The sequence below is a fragment of the Cryobacterium sp. Y11 genome (assembly GCF_002929535.1).
In the GTDB taxonomy this organism is placed as follows: domain Bacteria; phylum Actinomycetota; class Actinomycetes; order Actinomycetales; family Microbacteriaceae; genus Cryobacterium.
Genome location: NZ_PJJO01000054.1, coordinates 154,556 through 172,940, shown reverse-complemented (window position 1 = coordinate 172,940; position 18,385 = coordinate 154,556). Strand labels below are relative to the sequence as shown.

Annotated in this window: 20 protein-coding genes; 12 read left to right on the top strand and 8 right to left on the bottom strand. The window is 65.8% G+C overall.

The window, feature by feature from the left end:
* Positions 1–14: 14 nt before the first annotated feature.
* Genes CXY75_RS08070 through CXY75_RS08060 form a run of 3 tightly spaced genes read right to left on the bottom strand, consistent with a single transcriptional unit; the run spans position 15 to position 2,847 of the window.
* Positions 15–1,013, bottom strand: a complete 999-nt coding sequence (locus CXY75_RS08070) for an ABC transporter substrate-binding protein (protein WP_104082307.1) — start codon at positions 1,011–1,013, stop codon at positions 15–17.
* Positions 1,010–1,834, bottom strand: a complete 825-nt coding sequence (locus CXY75_RS08065; RefSeq protein ID WP_104082306.1) for an ABC transporter ATP-binding protein — start codon at positions 1,832–1,834, stop codon at positions 1,010–1,012. The genes CXY75_RS08070 and CXY75_RS08065 overlap by 4 nt, the downstream gene beginning before the upstream one ends.
* Positions 1,834–2,847, bottom strand: a complete 1,014-nt coding sequence (locus CXY75_RS08060) for an iron ABC transporter permease (RefSeq protein WP_104082305.1) — start codon at positions 2,845–2,847, stop codon at positions 1,834–1,836. The genes CXY75_RS08065 and CXY75_RS08060 overlap by 1 nt, the downstream gene beginning before the upstream one ends.
* A 141-nt stretch (positions 2,848–2,988) precedes the next feature.
* On the opposite strand from CXY75_RS08060, the gene CXY75_RS08055 reads away from it, so the two are divergent.
* The 3 genes from CXY75_RS08055 to CXY75_RS08045 are packed head-to-tail and all read left to right on the top strand — an operon-like array spanning position 2,989 to position 5,017.
* Positions 2,989–3,333 (top strand): PadR family transcriptional regulator, encoded by a 345-nt coding sequence (locus tag CXY75_RS08055; protein WP_104082304.1) that lies wholly within the window; start codon positions 2,989–2,991, stop codon positions 3,331–3,333.
* Positions 3,330–4,211, top strand: a complete 882-nt coding sequence (locus CXY75_RS08050; protein WP_104082303.1) for a hypothetical protein — start codon at positions 3,330–3,332, stop codon at positions 4,209–4,211. Before CXY75_RS08055 ends, CXY75_RS08050 begins: the two co-directional genes overlap by 4 nt.
* Positions 4,212–4,246: 35 nt before the next feature.
* Positions 4,247–5,017 carry a hypothetical protein gene (locus tag CXY75_RS08045; protein ID WP_104082302.1) on the top strand — a complete coding sequence of 257 codons (771 nt, stop codon included), beginning with the start codon at positions 4,247–4,249 and terminating at the stop codon, positions 5,015–5,017.
* 88 nt (positions 5,018–5,105) lie between these two features.
* Here CXY75_RS08045 and CXY75_RS08040 read toward each other — a convergent pair whose 3' ends face one another.
* Complete coding sequence (locus tag CXY75_RS08040; RefSeq protein ID WP_104082301.1) at positions 5,106–5,579, bottom strand: hypothetical protein; 474 nt, start codon at positions 5,577–5,579, stop codon at positions 5,106–5,108.
* A gap of 272 nt (positions 5,580–5,851) precedes the next feature.
* On the opposite strand from CXY75_RS08040, the gene CXY75_RS08035 reads away from it, so the two are divergent.
* On the top strand, positions 5,852–7,237 hold the full coding sequence (locus CXY75_RS08035; RefSeq protein WP_104082300.1) for a glycine--tRNA ligase: 1,386 nt from the start codon (positions 5,852–5,854) through the stop codon (positions 7,235–7,237).
* Here CXY75_RS08035 and CXY75_RS08030 read toward each other — a convergent pair.
* The gene (locus CXY75_RS08030; protein WP_104082299.1) at positions 7,234–7,548 is read right to left on the bottom strand and encodes a hypothetical protein; all 315 of its coding nucleotides are present in this window, start codon (positions 7,546–7,548) and stop codon (positions 7,234–7,236) included. The two genes, CXY75_RS08035 and CXY75_RS08030, sit on opposite strands and share 4 nt — an antisense overlap.
* 37 nt (positions 7,549–7,585) lie before the next feature.
* Here CXY75_RS08030 and CXY75_RS08025 point away from each other — a divergent pair, with 37 nt between their 5' ends.
* The 3 genes from CXY75_RS08025 (at position 7,586) to CXY75_RS08015 (ending at position 9,674) form a co-directional block, all read left to right on the top strand.
* Complete coding sequence (locus CXY75_RS08025; protein ID WP_104082298.1) at positions 7,586–7,933, top strand: hypothetical protein; 348 nt, start codon at positions 7,586–7,588, stop codon at positions 7,931–7,933.
* 81 nt (positions 7,934–8,014) lie between these two features.
* Complete coding sequence (locus CXY75_RS08020; RefSeq protein ID WP_146069407.1) at positions 8,015–8,644, top strand: hypothetical protein; 630 nt, start codon at positions 8,015–8,017, stop codon at positions 8,642–8,644.
* Entirely contained in the window at positions 8,625–9,674 is a 1,050-nt protein-coding gene (locus tag CXY75_RS08015; RefSeq protein WP_104082296.1) for an alcohol dehydrogenase catalytic domain-containing protein, read from the top strand. The genes CXY75_RS08020 and CXY75_RS08015 overlap by 20 nt, the downstream gene beginning before the upstream one ends.
* Positions 9,675–9,905: 231 nt before the next feature.
* Here the strand turns inward: CXY75_RS08015 and CXY75_RS08010 are convergent, their stop codons facing one another.
* Positions 9,906–11,279: a glutamyl-tRNA reductase gene (locus CXY75_RS08010; protein ID WP_104082295.1), complete on the bottom strand. Its 1,374-nt coding sequence runs from the start codon at positions 11,277–11,279 to the stop codon at positions 9,906–9,908.
* 72 nt (positions 11,280–11,351) lie between these two features.
* On the opposite strand from CXY75_RS08010, the gene hemE reads away from it, so the two are divergent.
* Complete coding sequence (gene hemE / locus CXY75_RS08005) at positions 11,352–12,473, top strand: uroporphyrinogen decarboxylase (RefSeq protein WP_104082294.1); 1,122 nt, start codon at positions 11,352–11,354, stop codon at positions 12,471–12,473.
* Positions 12,474–12,483: 10 nt separating this feature from the next.
* Positions 12,484–14,106: an NAD(P)/FAD-dependent oxidoreductase gene (locus CXY75_RS08000; RefSeq protein ID WP_104082293.1), complete on the top strand. Its 1,623-nt coding sequence runs from the start codon at positions 12,484–12,486 to the stop codon at positions 14,104–14,106.
* A gap of 164 nt (positions 14,107–14,270) precedes the next feature.
* On the opposite strand, the gene CXY75_RS07995 is transcribed toward CXY75_RS08000, so the two are convergent.
* Positions 14,271–15,362, bottom strand: a complete 1,092-nt coding sequence (locus CXY75_RS07995; protein ID WP_104082292.1) for a BsuBI/PstI family type II restriction endonuclease — start codon at positions 15,360–15,362, stop codon at positions 14,271–14,273.
* Entirely contained in the window at positions 15,359–17,077 is a 1,719-nt protein-coding gene (locus tag CXY75_RS07990) for an Eco57I restriction-modification methylase domain-containing protein (protein WP_158251159.1), read from the bottom strand. The genes CXY75_RS07995 and CXY75_RS07990 overlap by 4 nt, the downstream gene beginning before the upstream one ends.
* Before the next feature lie 213 nt (positions 17,078–17,290).
* Here CXY75_RS07990 and CXY75_RS07985 point away from each other — a divergent pair, with 213 nt between their 5' ends.
* From CXY75_RS07985 to CXY75_RS07975, 3 genes are all read left to right on the top strand, one after another.
* Complete coding sequence (locus CXY75_RS07985; RefSeq protein WP_104082290.1) at positions 17,291–17,650, top strand: hypothetical protein; 360 nt, start codon at positions 17,291–17,293, stop codon at positions 17,648–17,650.
* A gap of 61 nt (positions 17,651–17,711) precedes the next feature.
* Entirely contained in the window at positions 17,712–18,131 is a 420-nt protein-coding gene (locus tag CXY75_RS07980) for a phage holin family protein (protein ID WP_104082289.1), read from the top strand.
* Positions 18,118–18,366 (top strand): hypothetical protein, encoded by a 249-nt coding sequence (locus CXY75_RS07975; RefSeq protein WP_104082288.1) that lies wholly within the window; start codon positions 18,118–18,120, stop codon positions 18,364–18,366. Before CXY75_RS07980 ends, CXY75_RS07975 begins: the two co-directional genes overlap by 14 nt.
* The last annotated feature ends 19 nt before the right edge of the window (positions 18,367–18,385 follow it).

The following is an 18,385-nucleotide window of genomic DNA, read 5'->3' as shown; positions in this document are numbered from 1 at the left end:
GCGCGGGCGACGTCTTAGAACCCGTGCAGCAGCTCCGCGATCACCGCAAGACCGTCTGCGGTGTTCAGCCCGGAGGTCGCCGAGGCGAGTGTTGACGACACGGTATGCACCTCGGAGTCGACAATTGCTGGAACCGCGGCGAGGGCGGCGTGGCCAAGCAGCGCCTCGAACGGTGCGAGCCCGGCACCCTGAAAGTCCTCGACCAGAATAACGTCGGGGTTCATCGCCACAATGGTCTCCACGTCGGCCGGAATGGCGGCCGTGATATCGCTGCTCACGGCGATGGCGTCGCCGCCGCTTATGCCAACGAGGCTGTTCAGCATCGACTCGGCCGAAAGAATGAACACCTTTCCACCGCGGGCCATCAGGCTGAGCACCCGAGGACTGTCGGTGACCCCCGCGACCTGCGCGATGACGGCATCCGTCATGTCGTGCAACTCGCTGATCAGGGCATCGGCGTCGGCCTGCTGCCCCAGGGCGGCGCCGAGCACGTCGATGCTGTTTTCGAGACCGCCGAGGGAGGCAAAGTCGGCGGAGCTGAAAGCGAGCACCGGAATGCCCAGCTCTTCGAGAACCTTCTGCGTTTGCTGCTCACCGCCGTGCCGCCCGGTGAGCAGCACGAGGTCGGGGTTGAGCGCGAGCACCCGCTCGGGGTCGGGCGTTGTGCCCGCTGGCAACACCGTGCCGACCTTACCGGCCGCCGCGAGCTGGGTGCCGGTGCCCTCGGCAACGCTGCCCGCCGCGATCGCGACGAACCGCGACGGGTCGGCCAGGGCAAGAGCGAGATCGCCGGTCTCCGAGCTCAGAGCAGCGATGCGCACGGGCTTGGCGGCAATCGTCACGCTACTCTCACCGACGGTCACCGTGCGCGGCCAGCTTTCTTCTGAAACGGATGCCGCCGCGCTGGCCACCTCGTCGCGCGCCGTGTTCGCGGGCGGCTCCGCGCACGACGTCGTGGCGAACAGTACGGCGAGGGCCATTGTTGCAATGAAGGTTGTCTTGGAACCGGTCATGATTCTCTTTCTTTGTCATTCGTGGGTTGGAGCGCGGTGCGCTCACGCGCGGTCACGCGCAGGGATTGGGTGACCGGATCGGTCGCCACGTGCACGTCAATGCCGTAGACGGTGGCGAGTGCGCTCGGCTGTAGAACGTGGGCGGCCGAACCGTGGCTGTGCACGCGGCCGTCGTTGATGAGGGTGAGATCGTCGCAATATCGAGCAGCAAGGGTGAGGTCGTGCAACACGACAACGACCGTGCAGCCGCGCGCGGCCTGGGCGCGCATGAGCTCGAGCACCTGCGTCTGGTATTTGAGGTCGAGGGCGGAGGTGGGCTCATCGAGCAGCAGAACGCTCGGCTCTTGCGCGAGGGCGCGGGCGAGCTGGGTGAGTTGACGTTGTCCGCCCGAGAGGGCTCCGACGCCGCGGTGGGCCCACGCGGCGGCGCCGGTCTGGGTGAGTGCGGCAGCGGCCATCCGCTCGTCGTGGGCGTTGAGCGCGCCGAATCGGCCGTGGCGGGCGTAGCGCCCCATAAGAACGAGTTCGGTGCCGGTGAAGTCTGCGTCGAGGGCGGTGTCTTGGGGGAGTAGCGCGATGGAGCGTGCCCGTTCGCGCGCGGAGAGACGGGCAAGAGTGTGGCCGGCGAGCAAAACGTTGCCCGAGCGGATGCGCACCAGCCCGGCCAGTGCGCGCAGGACAGTGGACTTGCCGGCGCCGTTTGGGCCGATGAGACCGTGCACGCGGCCCGGGGCTGTGGTCAGCGAGAGGTCGTGAAGCACCTGGCGTTCGCCAAAGAAAACGTTGAGGTGGCGCGCTTCGAGTGGGGTGGGATCGCCCATCAGGCTCGCTTTCGGCGCAGAATAAGCGCGAGCAGTACCGGGGCACCGATGAGGGCGGTGATGGTGCCGGTTTGCAGCACGACTGGGTGCAGCAGCAGGCGAGCTCCCACGTCGGCGACCAGCAAAAAGATGGCGCCGGTCAGTGCGCTGGCCGGCACGAGCAGGCGGTGGTCGGAGCCGAGAACCAGGCGCACGGCATGTGGAACGACCAAGCCGACGAAGGAGATGACGCCGGTGATTGAGACCGCGGCGGCGGTCATGAGGGCGGCAAGCACGAGCAGGGTTTGCCGCACGACGGGAACGTTGACTCCGCTGCTCTGGGCGATGGCCTCACCGAGCAGGAGCAGGTTGAGGTCGCGACCGAAAAACAGCACCGTGATGATGGCCGCGCAGATTGGCACGACGGCGAGCTGTACGTCGTGCATGGTGCGGCCGGTGAGGTCACCGTTGAGCCAGAAAATGACCGAACGCACATCGTCGGGATTGCGAGCGTTGGCCAGCGCAGCGGCGACAATCGCGCCCAAAAAGGCGTTGAGCGCGATGCCGACCAGCAGCAGCGTGGCGGTGCCCTCACGGCGGGAGGAGAGGGCGACGACCTGCACGATGGCGACGGCGCTCAGCGCGCCGATGAAGGCGCCGAGCGGCAGCGTCCACGGAGACGTGGTGGCGGCGCCGGTCACGATGAGCAAAACGGCTGCCACGGCGGCGCCGCTCGAGACTCCGGTGATGCCCGGTTCGGCCAGGGGGTTGCGAAAGACGGCCTGCATGACCGCGCCGGCGACACCGAGTGCGGCGCCAACGAGCAGGGCGACGAGGGCGCGGGGCAGTCGTACGCCGGTGATGAGGCTGGCCTCTGGCGTGATGATGCCGCCGGTGAGGAGTCGGTAAAGGGAAAAAAACGTCGCGTCGAGTGGCACCGATACCGACCCGACTGAGACCGCCGCGACCAGAGTGGCGACCAGTGTCACGCTCAGAACGGGCAGGATCACGCGGCGAGTACTGGCGCGAGACATGATGGCAACCTTATATGAGAATGGTAATCATTCGCAAAAGAGGCGGGTTGCTGAGTTTCAGCGCGGCGTCCGTGCCGCGCCGGGCGGGGGCGATATGCGGTCCGAGTAGACAGCCTGGCTAGCTAGTGAGACTATATAGTCATGCAACTCAAACCCTGGCCAGCCGAGTGGATGCGCGCCGCCCTCGGCCTCAGCGTGCTCCGCACGCTCGCGCCCGGCCCGACCTACGGCTACGCGATCGCTACCGCGCTCGAAACCGCGGGCTTTGGCGCTATCAAAGGCGGCACGCTCTATCCGCTGCTCACCCGTTTTGAAGCCGCCGGCTGGATCGCCGCCGAATGGCGACCGGGCGCCGGGGGACCGGGGCGCAAATACTTCTCGCTCACCGACGCCGGACAGCAGGAGCTCACAGACCAGGCCGCGCACTGGCAACTCTTCTCCACCACCGTGCACGACCACTTGCAGAAAGGGCCGGCCGAATCATGACGACCAGCAACCCACGCGATCACGACAACAGCGATTTCGGCAGCGGTACGTCACGCACCGCCGATTCACAGAGCACCGTTGCGGGCGGCGCTATCCCGGGCGACGCCGCTGCGCCTGGCAAACCCACCGGCATCCGCTTGGACGAGACCGCACGAGAGACCGACAACGCAGCCTGGCTCGAGGATCTCACGATCGAACTGCGCCTGCTCGATGTCAGCGGCGCTGCCATTGGCGATACCGTGGCCAGCGCCCGCGAGTTTCTCGCCGATGCCGGGACGAGCGCCGAGGAGTCCTTTGGGAGCCCCAAACGCTACGCCGCGAAGCTTGACCTGCCGGCCGTGGCCACAGCCAAGACCAATGAGGTCGCGCTCACCACTGGGATCGGGGTGATCGGGCTGGTCGTTTTCGGCCAGACGTCGTTCCCCCTCGCGAGCGGCGACGACGACTTGGCCGTTAGAGTGTGGATGCTCGTGTCCCTCGTGGCGATGGCCCTGATGTTGCCTTTGATACCGAGAGTTATCCCGGTACTGTTGCGCGCGCGTTCACGCCCCGTGGTGGTGGGGATGATTTTCGCTGGGATTTTGGTCGGCGGCGCCGGTCCCGTTCTGCTCAGCGTGTGGTGGGGGCAAGCGGTACTGTTCACCGTTCCCGCGCTGCCGATTGCCATCGGAGCCGGAATTCTGCTGGTGGGGCCATCCATCTGGAATCAGGTGCGCCACAATCTCAGTGACGATCCCATCCTGCAACCGGGCGCGGAGTCCGATCAGCGCCCATCGCTGGGGTCGCGCTTCTTTGTCGTGGTCACGAACTGGATGATGGTGTTTTATGGCGCCGGCAGCTTCGTCCTCATCTTCGTCTTCTCCCCGGACAACCAGTAATGCCCGATCTCGCAATAGAAAGGCCCGGCCGAATCATGACGACCAGCAACCCGTGCGATTCTGACAACGGCAGCACCGGCATCCGCTCGGCGAAGACGGATGACGCCACCTGGTTCGATGAATTCACCATCGAACTGCGGCTGCTCGCGGTGCCGGGCAGCGCCATTGGCGATGCTGTGGCCAGCGCCCGGGAGTTTCTCGCCGATGCCGGCACGAGCGCCGAGGAGTGCTTCGGCAGTCCCAAACGCTATGCGGATGAGCTCGATCTGCCGACCATCCCGCGAAAAGCCGTAAATGGTGCGGGGCTGCGGGCGGGTCTCGGAGTGCTCGGGCTCATCGGGTTCCTGGTTTCAGCGCTGCCTCTCGTGCAGGGTGAGGCGGTCAGCGTCGACCTGCCCACACTCTCGATGTTCGCGGTCGTGTTCATCGGCGCGGTGCTGATGCCGACGTTTCTGTCTTCCCTGGCGAGGGTGCGCCCGCGCGCCTGGATGGTCGTGGTCGCCGCCCTGCTGGGCTTCGCCCTCCCCATCGGCCTGAGCCTGTGGACGGACTCCGCGCAGTCGCTCTTCACCGTGTCAGCGCTGGTGATCGTGATCGTCTCGGCGCTGCTCGTGCTCGTTCCGGCGATCTGGAGCCAGGTGCGCCATTCGCTACGCGATGATCCCATTGTCGAACCGGGTGGCACACCAGCGCCACGCCCCTCGATCTCGACCCGGCTGTTCCTCGGCATGATCACGTGGTCGATGGTGATCCTGTCGATCGTGATCTGGCTGTTCGTGCTGTTCGGCGAGCCGATCGAGCGCTAACGGGCTGTGGTCAGGGAAGCCCCCGTTGGGCCCGAGTTTTACCCTTATGCAGCCGTCGCGCCGTGAGTTTGAACCCGATTTGAATGAGTTAAAACTCACGACTCGGCGACTGAAAGTCACGGCTCAGGGGTAACCAATGGACCAGAGCAGCATGATCGCCGCGACAACCACACCCGAACCCGGTCGCCGCGATGATCAACCCGGCGGCCACGATTGCCCAGGGCTCACTCCACGCGAATCGATCTCGTTCGCGCCAGTGCAGCACCAGCATGATTGCGAGTGCCAGCGACAGCGCGAGCACACCAGGCCGGGTGAACGCGGCCATCACGGCGAATGGAATCATTAGCAGATACCGCTTCGACAGCATCATCCACAGGCTCGCAAAGACCAGGACCAGAAACAGGCTCTCGGCGTAAGCCACCTGCAAAATGAACGACAGCGGCCCGAACCCGAACAGGGCCACCGCCCAGAGCGCGGGATGAAGCCCTGCCCGAGGAACCGGCAGCCGGCCGAGGCGAGAACCAAGCACGCTCAGGCGCTCTGCCCCACCCCCGATCGTCATCGTCCCAGACTGTCGGCGCGGCGGCCGTGCTGGTGGCGGCGTAGTTCGCAGTGGCGGAATAATAGCTGCCGCTGTCATTTGACAGCGCGCTGACGACGCGCTGAGAGAGCCACCATGGCCTATGACACAGGTCTAGCATCCCTTCGACATGAGATTCCGCACGGTTCCGAACGTGCCGCAGCCCCCGGGCGGGAAACTGCCCCGGATCGAGCGCGTAAAATAGATAATCGGGCACTCGCCCGCAATCTGCGCCCTCGACCATTGGAGCCACCGTGGCGACGCCCACCCATCTTGATTCCGTTATCGCCCTCGCCCGCCACCGCGGCTTCGTCTTTCAGGCCGGTGAGATCTACGGCGGTTCCCGCTCCGCCTGGGACTACGGGCCCCTCGGCGTGGAGCTCAAAGAGAACATCAAGAAGCAGTGGTGGCGCTCGATGGTCACCAGCCGCGATGACGTCGTTGGCCTTGACTCGTCCGTGATTTTGCCTCGTCAGGTCTGGGAGGCGTCCGGTCACGTCGAGGTTTTCAGTGACCCGTTGATCGAGTGCACCAGCTGCCACAAGCGTTTTCGCGCCGACCACCTCGAAGAGCAGTATGAGGAGAAGAAGGGCCGCCCGCCCGAGAACGGGCTCGATGACATCGCGTGCCCGAACTGCGGCAACCGTCACATCTGGACCGAGCCGCGCGCCTTCTCCGGACTGCTCAAGACCTACCTCGGGCCGGTAGATGACGAGGCCGGCATGCACTATCTGCGCCCCGAAACCGCGCAGGGCATCTTCGTGAACTTCGCCAACGTGCTGCAGGCGTCGCGCTCCAAGCCTCCGTTCGGAATCGGCCAGATCGGCAAGAGCTTTCGCAACGAGATCACCCCCGGAAACTTCATCTTCCGCACCCGCGAGTTCGAGCAGATGGAGATGGAATTCTTCGTCGAACCCGGAACCGACGAGACCTGGCACCAGTACTGGATCGACACCCGCATGAAGTGGTATACCGACCTCGGCATCAATCCCGAGAACCTGCGCCTGTTCGAACACCCGGCCGAAAAGCTCTCGCACTACTCCAAGCGCACCGTCGACATCGAATACCGCTTCGGCTTCACCGGAACCGAGTTCGGTGAGCTCGAAGGCGTGGCAAACCGTGGCGACTTTGACCTGTCAACGCACGCCAAGGCATCCGGTAAAGATCTGTCCTACTTCGACCAGACTAAGAACGAGCGCTGGGTTCCCTGGGTGATCGAGCCCGCCGCTGGTCTGACCCGCTCGCTGATGGCGTTTTTGGTCGACGCGTACGTCGAAGAAGAAGTTCCAAACGCCAAGGGCGGCGTCGACAAGCGCACCGTACTCAAGCTCGACCCGCGCCTGTCGCCGGTCAAGGCCGCGATTCTGCCACTGTCACGCAATGAGCGACTGTCGCCGATGGCACGCGAGCTCGCCGCGAGCCTGCGCCAGCTCTGGAACGTCGACTTTGATGACGCCGGCGCGATCGGCCGACGCTACCGCCGTCAAGACGAGATCGGCACCCCGTTCTGCATCACGGTCGACTTCGACTCCCTCGACGACCAGGCCGTCACCGTGCGCGACCGCGACACCATGGCGCAGGAGCGCGTGCCGCTCGCCGAGCTCGAGGCCTATCTGGCTGTGCGTCTGCGCGGTGCCTAGCCTTTAAGTGGATGCCGAGATCGATCACGTTGGTCCGTGGCGATCTCGGCGGCCTCGATCAGCGGGTTGGGTACGTCGAACCGGTAAATTTCACGACGCGCCGTAATTTGGGCGACACCGGCACGGCGTGTCGGGATTTTACCGGTGTTGCGTACGCACCGCACGCCGACCTGTTGGCGGGCCTTGATGTGGAGCTGCGGGACCCGCATCCGCCTGCTCTCTTGCTCCTGGCGAACGGTCTCATTGCCACTGTAAAACAGTGCCGGTGCCGGCTCGCCTACCACGGAGCTGACCCTGGCCAGCAGCCTCATTGCCGCCGCCACCAGCTCGCCCGTCTCAGCGCTGACCGTGCCAGAACTGTGTAATGCGCTCGATCGGGCGGGTCTGCGCCCGACGGATGCCTGGCGTCTGGTCATCGTGCAGTTGGCGGGCGATACCGCGCTGCAAGAGCGAATCCGCGCCTCGGTCGCGCACCGCAGCCACGCCGCGCCCGGCTGGGTGCTGCGTTTCGATCAGGTGCGGCCCGACCGCTCCACCGAGCTGCACCACGTGTTGCGTGACGGATACAAGGTTGTCATCGGGGTGCTCCTGCCGGGCAACCGCGACCTCGACATCGTCGTGGACATCAACCACAACATGGGCACGATCGTGAAGGACACCTGTGTCTTCGGTGTGCCGTTGCGTGAGGTCTTGTGAGCTGGGGCGAGGGCCGCTCAGGGACTGGTGCACGGTGACTCCGAGACTCACGATCTTTCACTCGCTGATGCTCGGGCACGCGTGAACCCCGTGCTGGCCCGCACCGCCGGGCTCGAGGCGTCGATCGATTTCGAGCTGTTGTCGAAGTGCCTGCCGCTCGTGGAGTGGATCGTTTCAGTGCTGCCGGAGGGGGGCGCCGATGACCGGCCAGCGGAATGGTCAGACGAGCAACTCGAGCAACTGCGCGCGGACTTCTTTGCGTCGCCGCGCGACGACGACGCCCATCGACTGCTGTTCGAGTCGATTCTCGCGTTCGGCACTCAGCAAGGACTCGATGACCCGGTGCGTTGGAGCGCGGTTGTGGTCGAGGTGCTGCTGATCGACTGGCTCCCGTCGACCCTGACGGAGTCGGCTGATTATCTGGTCAAGGCGCCGGAGCTGGGGCGCGCCGTCGTGCGGTCTGCGCATGCCGAGCGCGGCACCCGCCAGTCGAGGCGCGGAACCCGCTGGTCGATGCGCGATGCGCGAGGCGCGAGGCACGAGCGATCGAGACTCGCGAAGGAGCTCGATCGCTCGCAAGCTCGCGCCTCGATCAAGGAGCCCCGCTGGTCGAGCATGCCGGTCGCCATCGGACTGCGCGAGACAGTCTCGAAAACCGCGGCGCGGGCATCCGTCGGGCAGACTGTAGAGCATGAAAGCTGTCTATTTTGAAGAGTTCGGCGTTCTTCCGGTGCTGCGCGAGGTGCCAGAGCCGCAGTTGAGTGCGGCGGGCGTGATCGTGCGGGTGGAGGCGACCGGACTCTGCCGCAGCGACTGGCACGGCTGGCTGGGCCATGACTCCGACATCGCGTTGCCGCACGTTCCCGGCCATGAACTGGTCGGTGTCATCGATGAGGTCGGGCCGCTGGTGCGCCGGTTCCGCGTCGGGCAGCGGGTGACCGTGCCGTTCGTCTGCGCCTGCGGTGAGTGCCCGGAGTGCGACGCTGGCAATGGCCAAGTCTGCCGCAACCAGACCCAGCCCGGATCCACCCACTGGGGCTCCTACGCCGAGCGCGTCGCGCTGCACAACGCCGACGTGAACCTGATCGCCATCCCCGACGACCTTGACGCCGGTGCTGCCGCGCTGCTCGGATGCCGATTCGCCACGTCGTACCGCGGCCTCGTGCACCAGGCCTCTTTGCAAGCTGGCGAAATCCTCGTGGTTGTTGGCTGCGGCGGGGTCGGCCTGAGCGCGGTCATGATCGGGCAGGCTCTCGGCGCCACGGTCATCGCCGTCGACATCAGTTCCGCCGCGCTCGACGCGGCCACTCGGGTGGGCGCCGCGCACGTGGTCAACTCATTCGGGCTGGACGACGCGGAGGTTGTCAGGCGCATTCGGGCGCTTACCCCAGAAGGCGCGCAGGTGAGTCTCGAGGCGCTTGGCCGGGAGAATACGGTGGCCATCGGCATCCGTTCCCTGGCGATTCGCGGGCGGCACGTGCAGATCGGCCTGCTGGCCGACGACCCACGGATGCCGCTGGGCACGGTGATCGCGAGGGAACTGACCGTGCTCGGTAGCCATGGCATGCCCGCCCACGACTATCCGGCGCTGCTGGAGCTGGTATTGAGCGGCCGGCTGCGCCCGGGGGACCTGATCAGTCGGCGAATCAGCCTCGCTGAAGCGCCGGAGGCCCTCGCTGCAATGTCATCGCCTGGGGCGCCCGCCGGAGTCACCTTGATTGAGGTCGACAGCCCGATGTGACGCCCGCGAGTGGCGGCCTGTCGCCGCACGACCAGTCTCGGCGCGCGAGTCGCCATCTTTGGCCCCTTGAGAGCTCCCCCGAGGGGCCAAAGGTGGCATCTCGCGAAAACCAAGGGGCCAAAGGTGGCATCGCGCTCTGATGGCCCGGATCGAACGGATGGGCGCTGATCGCCCTAACGGCATTGAGGCCGCCGCCGAAGCGGCTGACCGGGAGCGAGTTGGCCGAGCGACCTAGGAGGCGAGCGCCTCGACGCCGCCGGCATTCGCTGCACTGGCGTCGGGCAGCGTCACGTCGATGCCGAACAGGGCGTCGAGGCCGGTGAGATACGAGTCCTGCTCGCCGGCGCGAGCGAGTTCGCGGGCGCGCACCATGGGGGTGTGCAGCAGCACGCCGGCCAGGTGGCGCAGTGCCGACTCGGTCGCCTCACTGGAGTCGCCGCGGCGGCGGGCCCGGGCAATTTCGGCGTCGCGCAGCTCGAATACGTAGTTGCGCAGGGCGACGACGGCCGGGGTGAGGCTTTGTTCCTCGGCCACGTCGGAGAATTTACGCGCGGCCTTGCCGACGATTTCGCGCGCCTCGGTCGTCGCGTTGAGCTCTTCGAGCGGCGCGTGGATGCTGATGGTTTCGAGATCAAGCAGCTCAACACCGGGCACCTGGGTCACATCGGGCGCGACGTTGCGGGGCAGGCCGAGGTCGATGATGAGCTGGGGCGGCGCCTCGGGGCCGACGTCAGCCGGGCAGCTCCGGGCCGGAGCGTCGGCGGTGGCACCCGAAAGGGCAAACGGGTCCTCGCCAATTTCGGCGCGGCCGCGGGTGATCAGTGCAGCGTCGATGACGTGGTCATCGCGCAGGGTGCAGGTGACGACGACGTCGGCGCGGGCCACCTCGGCGGCAAAATCGTCTAAAGAAACGGCTTCGATGTCGTGCGAGTTAGCGAAACCGACGGCGCGTCCGGACGGCGAATAAACGCGCACGTTCTCGGCTCCGCGGTCGCGCAGGGCTGCGAGGGAGGCCCCAGCATAGCGGCCGGTTCCGACCAGGAGCACGCGAGCTTTTGACCAATCACTGACCCGGCTCTCGGCCAGTTCGAGGGCAAGGCGCACGATGGAGCGTCCGGCCGAGCCAATGCCCGTGCGGTTCTTGACGCCGCGAGAGGTTTGAGAGGCGCGCTGAAACAGGCGCTCAAGTTCGGGGCTCGTTGTACCGTCGGCCCGAGCCTGTTCGAGTGCGCGGCGCACCTGGCCGGCAATTTCAACCTCGCCGACGACGACGGATTCGAGGCCGCTGGTCACGGCGAACAGGTGCTCGGCGACTCCATTACCGTGCACGAGGGTGAGATTGTCGCGCAGAGTGTCTTCGTCAAGGCCGGTACTCACGCTCACGGCTTCGATCGCCGCGTAGACCGCGGGCAGCGGCGAGACGCCGTATGGCTGATCGAGGTCGAGGTAAGCCTCGAAGCGGTTGCAGGTCGCGACAACGACGGCACCGCTGAGCGGCTCGTGTTGCTGTACCATGCGACTGGCCGACGAGCCCCCGCCCACAGACAATTTCTCCAGCACATCGAAGGTGGAGTTTTTATGACTGGCGGACAAAAGAATAAGCACTCCGCAATTCTACGACTCAATGCTGTACGCTCTCGGCGCACACCGTCAGGGATATTTGAGAGAATGGGCGGGATGATCCTCGACGCGCAGCATCCACTCTCCTCCGGCCTCACCGCCGATTCCAGCCTGATTCAGGCCTATCAGGGCGTTCGGCCCGCGACGACCCCGGTGTGGTTCATGCGCCAGGCCGGGCGATCACTGCCCGAATATCGCGAACTGCGCGTCGGCACACGCATGCTCGACGTCTGCCTCGACCCCGAGTTGGCCAGCGAAATCTCGCTGCAGCCGGTGCGTCGACACAGCGTCGACGCCGGAATTTTCTTCAGCGACATCGTCGTACCGCTCAAGCTCGTCGGTGTTGACGTGACGATCGTGGCCGGCAAGGGTCCGGTTCTCGGCAAAGCTGTACGCACGTCAGCGGATGTCGACGAGCTCACCGCCCTCGACCCGGCCAGCCTCGACGACGCGCTCGCTCCAATCAGGGACGCCGTCTCTCGCGCGGTATCCCAGCTTGGATCGACCCCGCTGATCGGATTCGCCGGCGCGCCATTCACCCTCGCCGCGTACCTGGTCGAGGGCGGTCCGTCCAAGGATCACATCCACGCCCGCACGCTCATGCATGCCGAGCCCGAGGCCTGGGCCCGGCTCATGGCCTGGACCGCCGATGTCACCGGCCGGTTCCTGCGCGCCCAGGTGCTCGCCGGCGCGAGCGCTGCCCAACTGTTTGACTCGTGGGCCGGAGCCCTCTCTTTGGCCGACTATGCGACATCCGTTGCACCAGCGTCCGCGGCGGCGATCGCGCACGTGCGCGACCTCACTTATAACGCCAGAACCGACGGCACCAGTGACGTCGACCGCAACGTGCCGATCGTGCACTTCGGCGTGGGAACCGGCGAACTGCTCAAAGAAATGCACAACATCGGCGCCGACGTCGTGGGCGTGGATTACCGGGTGCCGCTCGACGAGGCAAATCGCCGGCTCGGCGGCGCCGTTCCGGTGCAGGGCAACGTCGATCCGGCCCTACTGGCCGCGCCGTGGCCCGTGCTCGAAGCGCACGTGCGCGACGTGCTCGAACGCGGCCGCAGCGCGCCCTCGCACGTGCTCAACCTCGGCCACGGCGTTCCGCCCGACACCGACCCCGACGTGCTCACCCGACTGGTCAGCCTCGTGCACGACGTGAGCGCGGCCGAGTAGGAGCAGTGTCATGATCGATGTTCTCGTCATCGGCGGGGGAGTGGCCGGCCTGGTCGCCGCCCGCGAATGCGCTCAGGTCGGCCTGAGTGTCACGATTATTGAAACAACGGATGCGCTCGGCGGCCCGGTCGCCGGCCACGTTCTCGACGGACTCACCCTCGACAGCGGCGCCGAGAGCTTCGCCGTGCGCGGAGGCACGGTCGCGGCATTTATCGATGATCTCGGGCTGACCAACCAGGTCGTCGCCCCCAACGTCGCCGGAGCCTGGCTGCACCTGCCAGCTCTGGCTGCCGCAACGTCACGTGCCAGCGCGAGAAAGATCGCCACGGGGCAAGCTCTCGCCCGCTCCACAACACATGCCGCGGTCAGCGTCCCGCTGCCCAAGGCCGGCGTGCTCGGCATTCCCGGATCGCCGCTCGCCGACGACGTGCGCCGCGTCATCGGCTGGAAGGGGGCGCTCCGCGCCTACGGCGACCGGCTCATGCCCGTGCTCACAATCGGTCGCGAGCACAGTCTCGGCGACCTCGTGAAGAAGCGCATGGGTCAGCGCGTGCTCGACCGTCTGGTCGAGCCCGTCGCCTCCGGTGTCTACACGACGAGCGCCGTCGACCTCGAAATCGACGTCGTCGCCCCCGGGCTCAACCGCGCCCTCACCACGGCCGGCTCCCTCTCCGGCGCGGTCTCGGCGCTTCGCGTCGGCGCCCCGGCCGGCTCCAACGTTGGCGGACTGCTCGGCGGAATGGCCAGCCTGCCCGCCGCCATTGCGGCCTCCCTCGATCGCCACAACGTGACCATTCTGACCGGAACCACAGCCACAGCCCTAGCCCGTTCCGGCACCGACGAAGCACCGACCTGGGCCGTCACCACCACCCGCCAAGCGGATGCCGCCCCCAGCGGCTCGCCCGACGCATCCGCTGTGTCCACCGACAGCACCGCGCCGACCGACAGCACCGCGCCGACCGACAGCGCCGCGCCGACCGACAGCACCCTCATCGCGCGCTACGTCATCATTGCCACCCAGGGCGCGCAGGCCCTGCGGCTGGTCAACCCGCTCGGCGCCCAGTTCGACGCGCTCGCCGAACTCGACTGGCCAGAGCCGACCGCCGTCACGCTCACCACGCTCGTGCTCGACGCGCCAGCCCTCGACGCCCACCCGCGCGGAACTGGCGTGCTCGTCTCAGCGGATGCTCCCGACGTCACCGCCAAGGCGCTCACCCACGTCACCGCCAAGTGGGCCTGGGTGGCCGAAGCGGCCGGCCCTGGCCGCCACGTTGTGCGACTCTCCTACGGTCGGGCTGGCCAGCCCAATCCGACCGACGACCTGAGCGACGGCGAGTTGCAAGCCCTCGCGCTGCACGACGCGTCCGCGCTGCTCGGTGTGCAGCTGCCCGCCAGCTCGGTGCGCGCCTTCGCTCGCACGGAGTGGCGCGACGCCCTGTCGCCGGCCACGCTCGGCGCGCCCGGGCGCACGCACCGGGTGCGGGAGGCCGTTGCCCAGGCTCCGGCGCTGGAGATCACCGGTGCCTGGCTGGCCGGAACCGGCCTCGCCTCCGTCATTCCGCACGCGCTCGAAGCTGGCGACCGCATCCGCCACGCTGCCCTCGGCCTCACCATCACCGCACCAGACACGTAGTCGCGTCCCGAACCGCGGAAGTTCGTGGGCAAAACCGCGAAATCAGCCCAAAGCGGGCCGGTTTCGACTAAGTGTCCGCAGTTCTGCACGGGCCCTCTCGTTCACGCTCGGTATTGACTCGAGCGTGCGTCCTGCCCCGGTGTTGCCCGCGCCGAAGGGCCGGCCTAGATCACGCCCCATGCCAGCTCGCAACCGGGCTCGTCGAGGAACCAGGCGTGGGTTCCGGAAGCCAAGTCTTTGAGTCGCCGTTTGGCAGGGCCTGAGTTTCGTGACACGAACGCCGTGAGGAATCGACAGTGATTCGCCGGAATTCCCTGGGAGAGTGCCCATTCGAGGAGCGCAGCCTTGCGGGGCTCATCGATAGGGCCGTCAGTGGCGACCGCCTCAACGATCCAAAATTGGAGAGGCTCAGTTCCAGAATCGGCCAGGAGCGCATCGGGAAGGAGCTTGGCCACATCGAGATGAATGCCAGCGGCAGCCATCCCCTCCCGATCGAGCATCGCCATTTTCGTACCGGGCTCTGAAATAGAAATAACGATCGGCGAACGAAGACGTTGGGGCGCCCACTGTTCGACGACGCCCTTCAATATCAGTGACGCAGTGCCCGGTTCCAGCCGCCGACTCTCGCCGGTTGGAAGTCGAACATCAATCGCGTGTTCGGCTTGAGCCATCCTTCGCACCCCGGCAGACTTGAGTCGGCCGGAAGCGCTGGTGTACTGGGCGATCCAGTCGGCGATGGCGGCGTAGAGCGCGTCGCCTTCGAGGGTGGGATTGAAAAGCGTCGCAAACGGTCGGGTCAGTATCCAGCGCGGATGGGGGCTTGAGGTCTTGACACCCGGGCGATCGGCAACGGCGCCGAGCGCCCTCCAGCCGGGAAGGGTCTCGTCCCGTAGTGTCTCTCGGGTGTTCTCGCGGTACCACGCAGAAGCCTGAATGTTCCATCGAGCCATGAGTTCGGTTACCGATGCGTTCGCCTTCGGGCCCAAGGCCGCCCGCAGATATTCATGCCGCTCTGCCTCGGCGGTGCGGCCGGTCAGCACGACATCGCGCAGCCAGAGCACTGTGCTGGGTCGGATGTACCGTTGATCTTCGGCCGTCAACTCGGGGTTCTGAACGGCACCGACGTAGATCATGGCTGCAATCGCGGTGGCTGCCAGCGGATTTGAGAGCGACGTATCAAACGCCATCCTGGGGAAAATGAGTTCGAGGCGTTCAGCGCATAGTTCGCGCGAAACGATGGGGAGCCACCCGCTCATTCCATCCCGACGATGCGATAGGCCTGTTCCACAGCATCCACCAGCTCGTCACCGTCCAAATTCTCCCACGATGCCAGAACAGCGGGAGCTGGCATCGGCAGTGATGCCAGCTCATAGGAGCTGACGGCGACGGAACCCGAAATGCACCGCATCAGACGATCAAACGTGGGCGTAGCCAGCACGCGCGCCAATGTGGTCCGTGAAATCAGAGGTGCTTGCAGCGTCGGCCTCAGCACGTTGACGTGATTCTCGATGATGACAGAGCCGCCGAGCTCGGTGAGAACGCTTGGCGAAAGGTCAACAGCCACGAGTCGGCGCACCTGCTCCGGTGACGTCGTACGTTGAACGAGTACCGCGGGTTCCCCGAGCACCATGACGGTGCTGTCGCTGGGCAGGGAGGTAGCGAGATATCTCTTGTCATCACGAGCGCTGTCGCGGTGGATCGTTCCGCCATCGATATCTGCAGCCCAGATGATCCGCAGCCGACCCGTGCCTGGTAGCGCGTGCAGATCGTGCTTACGGCGGTTCCAGACGAGTGGGCCTGTCGAAGCGTGCCATCCGCAAGCGGACAGGGTGAGCGGAAGAGCGGATGCCGCGGCGGCCAGCGCGGCGTCGGACGATTCGCGAGGTATCAGCCAGGGGCGGGAACCTCGAGGAGAGGGGACTGTCGCGACGGCCGTGATCGTTCCATTCGAACGAGCGACATCCACCCACTGGGATCGCTGTCGGGCGAAAACAGCTAGGCACGTTTCCTGAATCACACCGTTGAAAACACCGGCCCGATCCTGTACAAAGGTCAGGCTCCGCAGGGGGGCCTGATCTGCCAGATGCTCGCGGAGCTTGTGAAAGTACAGGCCGGCCGAAAAGCTCGTCGGCACGAGAGCGGCGAGGACACCATCGTCGGTAAGACCGGCCGCGCCCGCCGCCATGAACAACCCGTACAAATTTGCATGCCCGTACAGCGTTTCGCTAAAACGTGACCGCGTCGCGTCGTCGAGTTTGAGGCGCCCGTATGGCGGATTCATGATCGAGACAAGGGCTGCCGGGTATAGAGGAGCGAGGCCGTCGCCAACAACCGCGAGAACGGGAACGGGGCGGCGAAGGTTTTCTGGGATGCGGGCGAGTGTCGGCAAGACCTCGGCAGCTAACACCACGTTTGCCAGGTAGACCGCCCACGGATCTTGGTCGATTCCTTGAATGTGATTGGCGAGCTGCGCGAGCGTGATCGAAGGATCGGTCGAGTAACTCGCGCGCAGGTGCTCGCGTAGGACGGGTAAAAGGAGTGCGCCTGCGCCGCAGGCGGGGTCGCGCACGAGGCCAGGAAGCTGATGATCGTCGGATGTCCAACCGAGAGCTTCCCGTGCCATGCGCCAGAGGCGATCGGCGAGGATCTCTGGCGTGTAGTGCCGACCGTGCTCGGATCGCGTGCGTGGACTGAGGGATTCAACATAGGCCTGACCGAGGGTATGGCCAGAATGAACGAGCGCGGCGCCCGCATCACAGCGCCCCAAACTCAACGGAAGAGGCGGGATTGCTGACATCGCCGTGCGCACGTCGAGCCACACGCCGTTCAGCCCGGCGGCGGCAGCGCGGTGCGCCCACCATTCGGGTATTGCGGCGAGAACGGCGGTAGTGCGGATGCTTGCAGTGCGGGAGCTGGGAGTCGAATCGTGGACGGCAAAAGCGGGCTCTATGAGTACCGTTTCCTCTGCCATCGCCATAGGGTTTACGATACCGTGAGCCACCGACACGATGCAGCACAGAGATTCGAGTGGAGGATGATTTTCGGCTGAGCGGCGGGCAGCCCACGCCCTGAAACTGTGCCTTTCCTGTATTGACACAAGCGGGCCCGGACTTGCCCGGCGAGACCCGATAGCGAAACGGCGAACCGGGTTAGTCTGGGGAGACCTTAGGAAAGTGGAGACACAATGCGCGGAAAGCTTCTGTTCATCACTGGCGGACTCGTCGGCTACGTGCTCGGTGCCCGGGCCGGCCGCAAGCGCTACGACCAGATCGCTGCCGCCGCGAACGATCTCTGGAACGCCAAGCCCGTGCAGCGTCGGGTGACCGAGGTGCGCGACGCAGCTCTCGAACTGGTCGGCGACGTTCCCGTCACGCTCTTCAAAGTCGGCAAGAAGGCCGTCAATCAGGCCGTCGCCAAGAAAAAGGCGGCAACGACAGTGAAAGCGGATGCCCCAGCGACGCCGAAGGCTGCCGCCCCAACGACCCCGAAGCCCACCCCAACGGCCAAGCCGGCGGCGGACGCCGATGATTCCCTGGCGAGCTAACTGCGAACCAGCTCCAAGAATACAGACACCCACCGACACCCGAACGTAGGGAAGGCAATCCGTGACTAGCAGTGGATTCAACCCGAAGAGCAAGCGCCCCTTGTTCGCCCTGATCGGGGAGCTGCCCGGCCAGATCAGCGCCCTCGTCAAAGCCGAACTAGACGCCTTTAAGGCCGAGCTCGCCGCCAAGGCCAAGAATTTCGGGATCGGCGCCGCCGTGTTCATCGTGGCCGGGGCTTTCCTCTTTTTCGCACTCGGGGTGCTCGTCGCCCTCGCAGTGATCTTGCTCGCCCTCGTGCTGCCACTCTGGCTGGCCACGCTTATCGTGCTGGTCGCGTTGCTGCTGATCGCCGCCGTGCTCGTGCTCATCGGCGTGAACCGGGTGAAGGCGGCCACTAAACCCGACCCAGATGGCATGCACGCGAGCATCCGTCACGATGTTGATGCCTTCAAGGGAGTTGGCGAATATGACCACAAATGACCTGCGTGCCGAAGCGCGGAACGCCCGCGCCGAACTCGCGTCCACGCTAGACGCGATCGAATATAAGCTCAATCTGCCCAAGCAGCTGCGCATCACACGGCGTCGCGTGACCCACGCGCTGCGCCAGCTGGGCGAGGACAGCCCGGCCGCCCTCGTTGGTATTGCCCTCGGTGCGGCCACGGTGGTCGGCGTTATCGTCTGGTTCGGGGCATCTGCCGTCGTCAAGAATCGCTAGTTCACAGAAACCGGGCACT

Excerpts from the sequence above, each read along its gene's own strand:
- CXY75_RS08070 (WP_104082307.1), bottom strand. The coding sequence starts at position 1,013 with ATGACCGGTTCCAAGACAACCTTCATTGCAACAATGGCCCTCGCCGTA.
- CXY75_RS08065 (WP_104082306.1), bottom strand. The coding sequence starts at position 1,834 with ATGGGCGATCCCACCCCACTCGAAGCGCGCCACCTCAACGTTTTCTTT.
- CXY75_RS08060 (WP_104082305.1), bottom strand. The coding sequence starts at position 2,847 with ATGTCTCGCGCCAGTACTCGCCGCGTGATCCTGCCCGTTCTGAGCGTG.
- CXY75_RS08055 (WP_104082304.1), top strand. The coding sequence starts at position 2,989 with ATGCAACTCAAACCCTGGCCAGCCGAGTGGATGCGCGCCGCCCTCGGC.
- CXY75_RS08050 (WP_104082303.1), top strand. The coding sequence starts at position 3,330 with ATGACGACCAGCAACCCACGCGATCACGACAACAGCGATTTCGGCAGC.
- CXY75_RS08045 (WP_104082302.1), top strand. The coding sequence starts at position 4,247 with ATGACGACCAGCAACCCGTGCGATTCTGACAACGGCAGCACCGGCATC.
- CXY75_RS08040 (WP_104082301.1), bottom strand. The coding sequence starts at position 5,579 with ATGACGATCGGGGGTGGGGCAGAGCGCCTGAGCGTGCTTGGTTCTCGC.
- CXY75_RS08030 (WP_104082299.1), bottom strand. The coding sequence starts at position 7,548 with ATGAGGCTGCTGGCCAGGGTCAGCTCCGTGGTAGGCGAGCCGGCACCG.
- CXY75_RS08015 (WP_104082296.1), top strand. The coding sequence starts at position 8,625 with ATGAAAGCTGTCTATTTTGAAGAGTTCGGCGTTCTTCCGGTGCTGCGC.
- hemE (WP_104082294.1), top strand. The coding sequence starts at position 11,352 with ATGATCCTCGACGCGCAGCATCCACTCTCCTCCGGCCTCACCGCCGAT.
- CXY75_RS08000 (WP_104082293.1), top strand. The coding sequence starts at position 12,484 with ATGATCGATGTTCTCGTCATCGGCGGGGGAGTGGCCGGCCTGGTCGCC.
- CXY75_RS07995 (WP_104082292.1), bottom strand. The coding sequence starts at position 15,362 with ATGAGCGGGTGGCTCCCCATCGTTTCGCGCGAACTATGCGCTGAACGC.
- CXY75_RS07990 (WP_158251159.1), bottom strand. The coding sequence starts at position 17,077 with ATGGCAGAGGAAACGGTACTCATAGAGCCCGCTTTTGCCGTCCACGAT.
- CXY75_RS07985 (WP_104082290.1), top strand. The coding sequence starts at position 17,291 with ATGCGCGGAAAGCTTCTGTTCATCACTGGCGGACTCGTCGGCTACGTG.
- CXY75_RS07975 (WP_104082288.1), top strand. The coding sequence starts at position 18,118 with ATGACCACAAATGACCTGCGTGCCGAAGCGCGGAACGCCCGCGCCGAA.